Genomic DNA, 10,863 nt, shown 5'->3' with positions numbered 1-10,863 from the left:
AATGTGCTTTTGAATCTGGGCTATAAAATTGATACAGACTGGAAACCGGTTAGAATAGAGTTATATAGTGATGAACTTGGTTACTTAGACATTCACCCGTTCGTTTTAAGTGAGGACGGAACTTCAAAACAAGCTGATTTAGAGGGTGGCTGGTATGAGTTTGAAAAAGATTACTTTGGTAGTGCTTTTTTTGAAGGAAAAACAATTCCTTGTATATCCTTAAAAGGCCAAAGAGTTTTCCATTCAGGTTATGAATTAAGAGATAAAGATAAGCATGATATTTCAATTCTTGAAAGTTTATCAAAATAACATTGCTGTAATTTCTAAGATAAATTCCACTTTATCGCTTTGAAATTTTAACTGAATAAGTATAGCACCAACCGCTGCTACATGGAAGCAAACACAACCATGCAACAGCGGTTTTTCTTTACCGTTTTTTCCTTTGACTGATAGGAGTTCCTGTTTTCTTTGATTTTTGTAGAATCCGAATGAGCCAGCGAAATTCTTCGTCTGACAGATTTTTATAGTTGATGCCGAGCTGCTTGCAGTAAAGGACAACCAGCTTTTCATCCCGACTGCCCTTGAAATTTTCAACCGCTTCCAAATTTTCTTTCAATTCATCGGCAACGGTGGTCTGGGGCGCACTCTCGCTGTCCTTTTTGTGGGCTTCCCGAATATCCCGGATAATGAGATTGAGGTCATCAAGAACCATGTGGCTGAAATATTCATCATCGCTGATATGGGCGGCTTGCAGCACTTTCAAATGCGGGTCGTCTTCGCCGGGGCGATACCGTTCAATGATTTCATGCCGGACAGTATCGACAAGGGCGTTGAGGTTTTGAATCTGCATGGTGGCAATCCCATCTACATAAATCTCAATGTCCGCAAGAAACTTGATAAAGTCCTTATGAGTGGCAAGCTCACAGAGCAGACGGTTGTTAATCCGACCGCCTTTCAGAAGTGCCACCATCTCATCATTCAAATGCAGCTCTGTTAGTGGCGTGTTGATCTGCTCCCGGTTCTCTGTCCGGCACAGCAGATAATCAACGGAAACCCCATAGAAGTCTGCCAGCGTGATAAGGTTGCCATGATTGATTTCCTTATAATCCTCTTTTTCATAACTGCCAAGAGCTGATTTGGAAATGCCCGTCAGCTCTGATAATTCTTCCAGATTTAAGCCTTTGTCCTTGCGGAGTTCCCAAAGGCGTTCCTGTATGCTTGTCGCTCCTTTCATGGGCGCACGCTCCTTTCCGGCGGTTTCATTACTGCCGCTTAACTGGATTATATCATACTTTCCGCAATCGTGGAAATTTCTGATTTTTACCCTTAATTCCTACTTTGTGGACATACGGCACAGGGCACAAAAATGTTCTATGATACAGGTAGTTCATCGATGGATTATTCCAATCGAATGACCAGCCTGTGTGGGATATGCTTCCCCGGCGATGTAGCGCCATGACTTTTGGCAGGGATATGGAGGAACCCTGACCGAAACGAGCGTACCAAAGGGAGCAATACGCCGCTGTGAGATTCAGGGGAGGAACGACACCGGGGAGAACTGGCGAACTGATACCGAAATGATACCGAAACACGACAATCTGATAGGGGGATAGTCTACCCTATTGCTGATACTTCTGGAGATTTTAGACGGCTCTATGACCGTAATTTTGCCGAAAATCGCCCCGAAACTATACACTAAAACGGGAGGAAACGCAATATGCCGAGAATGAGCAAAAAGAGGAAGCATGAGCTTTCTTTTTACCTCAATGACCGGGGGCGTGTCACTTACAACGAATTATGCCGGAAATGCAAGCATGGGTGCAAGCAGAGCTTCCGGGCGGTTGTGGTTGACTGCCCCCGTTATTTATCCAAAAGAGCAAAGAAAAAGGAGGAACACACCGAATGAATTTTGAATTTATGACGATAGGCACACCGTTGCCGCCCTGTATGCCCTTTCCCAGAGCGTTGACAGGATTTCCAGTCAGCAGCACCGCAAAGGTCATGTACTGCCGGATGTTGGACGCTATGCTATCCAACGGACAGGAGGACGAGAACGGAATCCTGTTTATCTGCTTCCCTGTCACAGCCATTGCCGCAGTCCTGTCCCGCAGCCCCATGACGGTCAAGCGTTCTCTGAATGAACTGGAAACCGCCGGACTGATCATGCGAGTGCGTCAGGGCGTTGGAGAACCAAACAGGATTTATGTGCTGATACCGGGAAAGGAGGACGCTGCCCTTGCCTGATACCTCAAAGCTGGAAAAGCTCAACCGAGAGTTGGAAAAGAGTGAAAAGAAACTGCGGAAAGCCATCAATGATGAAAAGGCATTGCAGCACCAGCTAAAGCAGCTTACCCGAAAAGAACGGACACACCGGCTCTGTACTCGTGGCGGTATGCTGGAAAGTTTTCTGCAAGAGCCGGAACGCCTGACAGATGATGATGTCATGCTGTTGTTGACACTCATTTTTCACAGGCAGGACACGCAGGAACTATTGAAGAAACTGCTGGAACGTGAGAAGCCGGAAACCCCTTAGTTTACTAAGGGCGCAATTATACACCACCCAAAGGTTGGTGCATTGCGTTCTCCGAAGGCTCCTTGCCGGAGGGCTGTGATTTTTCGCAGTCATGGTCTGCTCCAAATCATACAGGGGACGCTACGCTTCCCCTGCGCTGGCTACCGCCAGCTACCCTTTTGTGGACTTGTCATCTGGGGACACCTTGCGTTGCAAGCTGTTCCCAGCCGACAAGTTTCATAAAATATGCTATCTTTTCGATAGGCAATAAAGTATAATAAAGTCAGCAATAAATCGTTAAGGAAAGAATCGAAGGTGGTGCAAACGAAAAAGCAGTATTAAGATTTTTCACTAACTGCCCTTTCGTTTGCATCAATTTCGATTTTTTCTGGTTGAACAAAGCGCGTCAGCTCTATATGGACTTTTAATTCTGACACTCTATTTGTAATAGGATAGCGTGTACACATAGAAACACATAGAATTTATAATTCAGTCCTGTATTATGACACCAGAAATAAGCCTCCCTCCTTAAGGAAGCTAAAAAAATATACAGTTACGATACGTTAACAGAGCATATGTGGTTTTGGTTTTATAAAATGTTGTTCTGTAGGCAGAGGAATAATTTTACCACCACAGGAAGAGCACTTGCATATATCTTTATTGTAAAGAAGACGGATAATGGCAGGTGCATCCATATCTTTCAGTTTGGAAATACATTTTTTGCAGCCAAGGATGTTTCTGCATAGGGCAATCTTTTTCTTCTTATTTCTGGATGAAAGAAGACCATAGTGCCTGATACGTACAAAACGTTTTGGAGGAACATGCATTAAAAATCGACGGATAAATTCCTCGCCGGATATGGTGATCTCTTTCCAAAGCCCTTGGTTTTTGTAATCTTTAGCGGAAAAAGTAACTGTAGATTCTGTCATGTCTTTGATACGGTAGTTGCTGATAGCAATCCGGTGGGTGTATTTTCCAAGGTATCTGATGACAGATTCGGCACTGTCAAATGGTTTCTTGCAATAAGGAATCCATTCCTTTGTATAGCAGGTATTTAACAATTCCTTGAAAGTATAGTAGTTTTTGTAAGGTGCAGCCGATCCATGAAATTCAAGCCTGTCATTTTCCCAGAGCTGCTTAAGTTCAGCTATATATTTTCCACGAAATATTTTGGAGATCACCTTAATCGGAAGAAAAAACTCTTTCCCGTTGTCTTTCCAATGATTTTTCACATCCAGCCCTCCACCAAGAACAATCGCATGGATATGAGGATGAAAATTCATGGTGCTTCCCCATGTATGGAGGATACAAATATAGCCGATATCAGTCCCAAGATATTTACTGTCAGCAGCAAGTTCACTGAGAGTATCTGAAGCCGCATGATAAAGAGCAGCGTATAAGAATTTCTGGTTGCTGTAGATAATGGGATTAAGTTCTTCTGGAACTGTAAAAACTACATGGAAATAAGGGGCATCTAAGATATCCTCCCGCCGTGCATCTACCCATTTTTCTTTTGGAAACTCCTGACACATAGGACAGCACCTGTCACGGCAGGAGTTATAGTGGACTGATATGCAGCCGCAGTCCTCGCATACGCTTACATTCACACCAAAGGCACCAGTTTTGCAATTCATGATGTGGTAAGCGGCCTTTCGCTGAGCGGGAGAAATATCATGTGTGGATTCAAATGATGAATAAAAACGATGAAAAACATCCTGAATCGTACAATCCTTACTCATGATTCACCACCTTCCGGGTTGTCGAACGGGCTGCGGATCCCAAGAAGTGTCTTGTTGCTCACATGAAGGTAAACATCTGTAGAGCGAGGATCAACATGTCCAAGAAGTGACTGGATATATTTTATATCTGTGCCACTTTCGAATAGGTGGCTGGCAAAACTATGACGACATGCATGAGAGGAAACATGACGGGTAATGCCGGCGAGTTTAGCACTTTTCTTAAAGAACTGGTTAACACTGGCTATATCAAGATATCCACCGGTCCAGGAACTTGGGAAAAGGATATCTTTAGGGCGACCACATTTGTACCAATACTCAGTGAGAAGGTCTAAATTTTTTTGAGACAGAATCGTATACCTGTCAATTCTGCCTTTGGTTTCACGAACATGAATTGTCATGTTGGTACGGGAAATGTCATCATAATGGAGATGAACGACCTCCGATACACGTAATCCGGAAGAATACATAGTTGCAATAATCGCTTTATGCTTCAGATTCGGGGTGGCGTCAATGATTGCATTTATTTCATCGCAGGACAGAACGGCAGGAAGATTGCGCTCTCTTTTCATAGCCGGGACAGTGTCATCATCCCAGACAGTCTTCAGCACCTTTTTATATAAGAACTTTATTGCAGACCGATAGTGATTGTGAGTTTCAGGAGACCTTCCTTCCAGACGTTTGGCAGTAAGAAAACTTTCCGCATCTTCAAGTGTAAGATCAGAAACATTTTTTCCAATCCAACGAAGGAAGTAACTGACATCCGAGCAATACAGTTGAATAGTTCTTTCACGCAGGTTACGTTTTTCCGCTTCATTGCGGATAGATTCAAAAATATCTTTATACATAATAAAACCTCCAGAATAAGTAGTGTTAATAATTACATCTACCTATTCGGAGGTGCATTAGCGTCATAATTCCGATTGCGGAAGAGACTGGAAAATGTTATTCTTATCATAGGCAGTGGAGCTTTCTTAGTTCAGTTGTTTCGTGTGGTAACTTAACAATAACGGATTATGGAAAGTAATTCCACTGCTTTTTTAATAAAAATAAAACTGCGCCAAAGCCTTGGCAGGCCATCGCGCAGCGATTTTGTTCAATCGGAATTTTACGGTCAGTAAGGAATGCGTAAAGTTATATGATTGTATTATAAGCGATTTGTTAAATTTTTATAACCACTTGTATTTGCCTGCGATTTATGGTATAATATTTTGAAATTTAGAAAGAGGTGGGAAGATGATTAACTTTTCTTGCAAATAAAATCAAAATATGCGGTAGTGCTATACTTTGGCATTATTGTGTCTATTGCAAGAAAGTTATATGTCTATCTTACTCAATATAGTGCTGTTGCCACTTTTGCTTAGTGGTGTTATTTTATGCTATGACGAGCTGCAAGGATAAACTTTCTTGTGGCTCTTATTTTGTTTTGGAGGTGCTTTATGAATAGTGCAGAACAGATAGTTACACATGATTCACTCCGTATAGTGTCGGTTCCTTTTGGTGAAATCTATACGTAGTAAACATTCACCGAACCGACTTTGTATCGTATGACATGCAAAGGAGGATAATATTTATGTCAATGATTAAAATTGAAAACCTTACGTTTTCATATCCGACAAGTTATGATAATGTTTTTGAAAATGTCAGTTTCCAGGTTGATACCGATTGGAAGCTTGGTTTTGTGGGCAGAAACGGACGAGGTAAAACAACCTTTCTGAATCTTCTGCTTGGGAAATATGAGTATAGTGGAAAAATCCTATCATCCGTACAGTTTGATTATTTTCCTTATCCCGTTTCAGATAAGAATCGTATTACAGAGGATATATTGCAGGAGATTTGCCCACTTGCGGAAGAATGGGAACTTATGCGAGAACTTTCTTATCTTGATGTTGATGTCGATGTGCTTTGGCGACCTTTTGAAACACTTTCCAACGGAGAGCAGACAAAGGTTTTGATTGCCGCTCTTTTTCTTAATGAAGGGCATTTCCTACTGATTGATGAACCTACCAACCATTTGGATGCCAAAGCGAGAAAAAGTGTGGCGGCATATCTGAAAAAGAAAAAGGGATTCATCTTAGTTTCTCACGATCGTCGCTTTCTTGACGATTGTGTTGACTATATTCTATCGATTAACCGAGCGAATATCGAAGTGCAAAGAGGAAACTTTTCATCATGGATGTCAAATTTTGAGCGACAGCAAGAATTTGAACTGGCTCAGAACGAACGTTTGCAAAAGGACATCAGACGATTACAGCAGTCGGCAAAACGCGCTGCAGTATGGTCTGAACGTGTAGAAGCTTCCAAAATTGGGGCAGCAGATAAAGGTTATGTCGGTCATAAAGCCGCCAAAATGATGAAGCGTTCAAAATCTATAGAAGCGAGACAACAACAGACAATCGAACAAAAATCAGCATTGCTGAAAAATATGGAAACCGCAGAAGCCCTCAAGATACAACCGCTTAATTACCATACAGATTTGCTTGCATCATTATCGAATGTAGTAGTTTATTATGATGGCATTTCAGTTTGTGAACCCGTTTCGTTTGAAATAAGACAGGGAGAACGCATTGTGCTTGATGGAAAGAACGGCAGTGGCAAAAGTAGCCTGTTAAAGTTGGTAGTCGGGCAGTCCATAGATTATACGGGTACAGTAACACTTGGCTCTGGGCTTGTAATTTCTTATGTGCCACAGGATACATCGTATTTATGTGGAACCCTTTCCGAGTTTGCAGAAGAAAACAACCTTGATGAAAGTTTGTTCAAGGCAATTCTTAGGAAAATGGACTTTGAGCGTGTACAGTTTGAAAAGGATATTAAAGACTTTTCTGGCGGGCAAAAGAAGAAAGTCCTAATTGCGAAAAGCCTTTGTGAAAAGGCACACTTGTATGTATGGGATGAACCGCTCAACTTTATTGATGTGTACTCACGTATGCAGATTGAACAACTCATAACGGAGTTTGCCCCGACCATGCTCCTGGTAGAACATGACAGTGTTTTTCGAGATACTGTGGCAAGTAAAATTGTGAATATCTAAATTGGTTCTTCCGCAATTTTACGTTTTTCGCTTTAATAAAAATGGAGAATGCTGATTTACACTGGCATTCCAGTATTGAAAAATTACAAAATACGGATAATTGCGTAAGAACCTCTAAATTAAAATAATTGTATGGGTTAATTCCAGCTTTACAGAGACTCAAATTCCAGTTTGTAGAATTAAGAAAATCGTAATTTGTGGAGGTAAAATATAGATGAATCAAGGTAGAATTATTGTAATCACAGGTGCGCCGGGGACAGGAAAAACTACAACGGCATCTGCTGTTGCAAAAGAATCAGATTTGGAAAAGTCTGTGCATATGCACACAGATGACTTTTATCATTATTTGAGTAAAGGGGCAATACCACCGCATTTGCCAGAATCAAATGAGCAAAATTTGATTGTCATTGAAGCGTTTTTAGAAGCTGCGAAGCGATATGCTCGTGGTGGATATGATGTAATTGTTGACGGTATTATCGGACCGTGGTTTTTAAAGCCGTGGCAAAGTCTTGTTCGGGAACATTATGAGGTGCATTATATTATTTTAAGGGCAAGTAAGGAAGAAACCTTGAAGCGAGCTGTTGAACGCTCAAAGTTAGACCGAAAGACAAATATCGAATTGGTAGAAACCATGTGGGAGCAATTTTGCAATCTGGGAATATATGAATCGAATGTTATAGATACGACCACTTATTCCATTCAAGAAACTGTTTCCGCAGTACAAGAAAAAATCGCAAGTAGGGCAGCGTTGTTGTCTTAGATTGTTTTGGTGCAATTCCAGTTTGTTAGCTTTACATCGGGTCAACTTGTCCCGAACTTTTACAACTAAATACCCGCCGCTCACACAGTGGCACACCGAGCAGGAAATCTGAAAAAGGTCTCCTGCTTTTTTTCTGCCCAAAATGAGGTGGTAAAACGCCACCCCATCCACCAATTAGCGAAAGGAGGGACACGAAATGCCTTGTCCACACAACGAAATCACGATTGTTCAGCGCAGCCAGCGGCAGTCTGCGGTTGCCGCCGCTGCTTACCAAAGCGGCGAAAAGCTGTTCTGTGAATACGACCAGCAAGTAAAGCACTACCCGGAAAAGCGTGGTATCGTCCACAATGAAATCCTGCTCCCGGCAAATGCTCCACAGGAATATGCAGACCGCAATACTTTATGGAATGCCGCCGAAGCGGTGGAAAAGCAATGGAACTCCCAGCTTGCAAGGCGGTGGGTGCTTACCATTCCCAGAGAGATACCGCCCGACCAGTACGCTGTCCTTGTACGGGAGTTTTGTGAACAGCAGTTTGTTTCCAAAGGCATGATTGCTGATTTTGCCATCCATGACCCCCATCCGCCGGGACACAATCCCCACGCCCATGTCCTGCTGACCATGCGGGCAATGGATGAACATGGAAAATGGCTTCCCAAGAGCCGCAAGGTTTATGACCTTGACGAGAATGGGGAACGGATAAAGCTGCCGTCCGGCAGGTGGAAAAGCCACAAGGAGGATACGGTGGACTGGAACGACCAGAAGTATTGTGAAATCTGGCGGCATGAATGGGAGGTTATCCAGAACCGCTATCTGGACGCCAATGACCGCCCGGAGCGTGTGGACTTGCGTTCCTATGCCAGACAGGGGCTTGATATAGTCCCCACTGTCCATGAGGGGACTGCTGTCCGGCAGATGGAAAAGCGAGGTATCCAGACGAATATCGGCAACCTGAACCGGGAAATCAGAGCCGCCAACCGCCTGATGAAGTCCATCCGGCAGCTTATCCAAAACCTCAAAGGCTGGATTACCGAGCTGGGAGAAAAACGGAAGGAGCTGCTTGCACAAAAGGCGGCGGAGGAAGCGACACTTCTTCCCAATCTGCTGATGAAGTATATGGAGATACGAAAGGAAGAACGGAAGGACTGGACAAGGGCTGGACAGAACCGGGGAACTTCACAGGACTTAAAGGCAGTCAGCGAAGCCCTGTCCTATCTCCGGCAAAAGGGGCTTTCCACTGTGGAGGACTTAGAAGCGTTTCTGGAATCTTCCGGGAAATCAGCCGCAGATTACCGCAATCAGATGAAGCCAAAGGAAGCCCGGAGCAAAGTGATTGACGGGATTCTTGCCAGCCGGACAGACTGCAAGGAATGTAAGGCTGTCTATGAGAAGTACCAGAAGATATTTTTTAAGAAAATAAAGGGGAAATTCAAACAGGAACACCCGGAGGTTGCCCGGTATGAGAAAGCCGCTGACTACCTTGCCAAGCACCCGGACGATAAGGATAAAACGAAAAATGAGTTGCAACAGGAGCAGGAAACGCTTCTCAGCGAAATCGCAGAGCTGAAAGTACCACTGACCGAGGTACAGGAGGATTTGAAGAAGCTGCGGGACATCCGCTACTGGGTACGGAAAGCCACACCCGGCACAGAGGAAAGCAAAGAGCCGCCCAAGAAGCAGCCCATCAAAGAAGTCTTGCAGGATAAGACTGACGAGAAAAAAGCACAAAGAACCGCCCCGGCACAGGAGAAACACAGACAACAGGATATGGAACTTTAACAGGCACTTGCCATTTTCAATTAGAGAATGTCAGGTGCTTTTCTTATTTTCAAGGAGGGATAGATTTGAATGTATTCGAAGCTGTGAAGCAGTCCGTCACAACAAGACAGGCTGCGGAGTATTATGGAATCCATGTAGGTCGAACGGGATGGCTTGCTGCCCGTTCCATAACGATAAAACCCCAAGCATGAAGCTGGATCGGCGTTACCATTGCTTCGGCTGCGGTGCGGATGGGGATGTGATTGATTTTGCCGCCGCCCTGTATGGGCTGGGAAAGAAAGAAGCCGCCGTACAGCTGGCACAGGACTTCGGGCTTTCCTATGAGGACTGGAAACCGCCGGGAAAGGTAAAAAAGCCCAAGACCCGGCAGAAATCCCCGGAGGAACAGTTTCAGGAAGCAAAGAATCGCTGCTTCCGTATTCTTGCCGATTATCTCCATCTGCTGATGGCATGGAGAACGGACTACGCCCCGCACTCCCCGGAGGAAGCCTTTCATCCCCGGTTTGTGGAAGCCTTACAGAAGCAAGACCAAGTGGAATATCTGCTGGATGTGCTGCTCTTTGGGGAAACGGAGGAAAAAGCGGATTTGATTACGGACTACGGAAAGGATGTGATACAGCTTGAACAGCGAATGGCAGAACTTGCAGCCGCAGACGCAGCAAGAACTAAAAAACACTATGAACGCCATGCAGCCGCCCCAGAGCGTTGAGGAAATCAAGGCGGGGCTGGAAACCACCGAGAAAGGCGGTGTCCGTCAGAGCATACGGAACTGCCTGACCGTATTCCAACGTGACCCTCTGCTTTCAGGGGCTATCGCATACAACATCCTGACTGACCGCAAGGACATCATAAAGCCCATCGGTTTTCACAGAGAAAGCACCGCCCTGAACGATACGGACATGAAGTATCTGCTTCTTTATCTGGAAGAAACCTACGGGCTTACCAATGAGAAAAAGATTGATAACGCCATCGGGATTGTGGCGAATGAAAACAAGTACCATCCCATCCGGGACTATCTCAATACCCTTGTGTGGGACGGGACAG

At 44.2% G+C, this 10,863-nt stretch carries 10 protein-coding genes and 2 pseudogenes; 9 read left to right on the top strand and 3 right to left on the bottom strand.

The genetic code is table 11. The features are described 5' to 3' along the window. A partial coding sequence (locus DW059_RS13960; protein WP_442969774.1) for a nucleotidyltransferase domain-containing protein occupies positions 1–309 on the top strand: 309 nt, incomplete at its 5' end. 118 nt (positions 310–427) lie between these two features. Here the strand turns inward: DW059_RS13960 and DW059_RS13955 are convergent. Then, positions 428–1,234, bottom strand: a complete 807-nt coding sequence (locus DW059_RS13955; protein ID WP_002584331.1) for a helix-turn-helix domain-containing protein — start codon at positions 1,232–1,234, stop codon at positions 428–430. A 483-nt stretch (positions 1,235–1,717) separates the two neighbouring features. Between DW059_RS13955 and DW059_RS13945 the strand changes: the two genes are divergently transcribed. The 3 genes from DW059_RS13945 to DW059_RS13935 are packed head-to-tail and all read left to right on the top strand — an operon-like array spanning position 1,718 to position 2,533. Then, positions 1,718–1,906, top strand: coding sequence for a hypothetical protein (locus tag DW059_RS13945; protein ID WP_002584330.1), 189 nt, complete (start codon positions 1,718–1,720; stop codon positions 1,904–1,906). Further along, a complete protein-coding gene (locus DW059_RS13940; RefSeq protein ID WP_002584329.1) occupies positions 1,903–2,244 on the top strand; it encodes a DeoR family transcriptional regulator in 342 nt (113 codons plus the stop codon). The genes DW059_RS13945 and DW059_RS13940 overlap by 4 nt, the downstream gene beginning before the upstream one ends. Beyond that, entirely contained in the window at positions 2,237–2,533 is a 297-nt protein-coding gene (locus tag DW059_RS13935; RefSeq protein ID WP_002584328.1) for a DUF3847 domain-containing protein, read from the top strand. Before DW059_RS13940 ends, DW059_RS13935 begins: the two co-directional genes overlap by 8 nt. Before the next feature lie 542 nt (positions 2,534–3,075). On the opposite strand, the gene DW059_RS13930 is transcribed toward DW059_RS13935, so the two are convergent. Further along, on the bottom strand, positions 3,076–4,251 hold the full coding sequence (locus DW059_RS13930; protein ID WP_117699198.1) for an IS91 family transposase: 1,176 nt from the start codon (positions 4,249–4,251) through the stop codon (positions 3,076–3,078). Then, positions 4,248–5,096 carry a tyrosine-type recombinase/integrase gene (locus DW059_RS13925; RefSeq protein WP_117699197.1) on the bottom strand — a complete coding sequence of 283 codons (849 nt, stop codon included), beginning with the start codon at positions 5,094–5,096 and terminating at the stop codon, positions 4,248–4,250. Before DW059_RS13925 ends, DW059_RS13930 begins: the two co-directional genes overlap by 4 nt. 725 nt (positions 5,097–5,821) lie before the next feature. Here DW059_RS13925 and DW059_RS13920 point away from each other — a divergent pair. The 5 genes and pseudogenes from DW059_RS13920 to DW059_RS13900 form a co-directional block, all read left to right on the top strand. Then, complete coding sequence (locus DW059_RS13920; protein ID WP_002584327.1) at positions 5,822–7,282, top strand: Lsa family ABC-F type ribosomal protection protein; 1,461 nt, start codon at positions 5,822–5,824, stop codon at positions 7,280–7,282. A gap of 214 nt (positions 7,283–7,496) precedes the next feature. After that, a complete protein-coding gene (locus tag DW059_RS13915; protein ID WP_002584326.1) occupies positions 7,497–8,042 on the top strand; it encodes an AAA family ATPase in 546 nt (181 codons plus the stop codon). A gap of 196 nt (positions 8,043–8,238) precedes the next feature. Next, positions 8,239–9,819 carry a MobQ family relaxase gene (mobQ, locus tag DW059_RS13910; protein ID WP_002584325.1) on the top strand — a complete coding sequence of 527 codons (1,581 nt, stop codon included), beginning with the start codon at positions 8,239–8,241 and terminating at the stop codon, positions 9,817–9,819. A 65-nt stretch (positions 9,820–9,884) separates the two neighbouring features. Beyond that, positions 9,885–10,528: pseudogene (locus tag DW059_RS13905) on the top strand (CHC2 zinc finger domain-containing protein). Then, positions 10,497–10,863 (top strand): annotated as a pseudogene (locus tag DW059_RS13900) (virulence-associated E family protein); the annotation flags it as partial. The pseudogenes DW059_RS13905 and DW059_RS13900, both read left to right, overlap by 32 nt.

This window comes from Roseburia sp. AF42-8, from assembly GCF_003435965.1.
GTDB lineage: Bacteria > Bacillota > Clostridia > Lachnospirales > Lachnospiraceae > Roseburia_C > Roseburia_C amylophila.
The sequence above is the reverse complement of the archived record's forward strand: the minus strand, read 5'-3'. Positions and strand labels throughout refer to the sequence as shown.

Coding starts and splice junctions, on each gene's coding strand:
- DW059_RS13955 (WP_002584331.1), bottom strand. CDS start 1,234: ATGAAAGGAGCGACAAGCATACAGGAACGCCTTTGGGAACTCCGCAAG.
- DW059_RS13945 (WP_002584330.1), top strand. CDS start 1,718: ATGCCGAGAATGAGCAAAAAGAGGAAGCATGAGCTTTCTTTTTACCTC.
- DW059_RS13940 (WP_002584329.1), top strand. CDS start 1,903: ATGAATTTTGAATTTATGACGATAGGCACACCGTTGCCGCCCTGTATG.
- DW059_RS13930 (WP_117699198.1), bottom strand. CDS start 4,251: ATGAGTAAGGATTGTACGATTCAGGATGTTTTTCATCGTTTTTATTCA.
- DW059_RS13925 (WP_117699197.1), bottom strand. CDS start 5,096: ATGTATAAAGATATTTTTGAATCTATCCGCAATGAAGCGGAAAAACGT.
- DW059_RS13920 (WP_002584327.1), top strand. CDS start 5,822: ATGTCAATGATTAAAATTGAAAACCTTACGTTTTCATATCCGACAAGT.
- DW059_RS13915 (WP_002584326.1), top strand. CDS start 7,497: ATGAATCAAGGTAGAATTATTGTAATCACAGGTGCGCCGGGGACAGGA.
- mobQ (WP_002584325.1), top strand. CDS start 8,239: ATGCCTTGTCCACACAACGAAATCACGATTGTTCAGCGCAGCCAGCGG.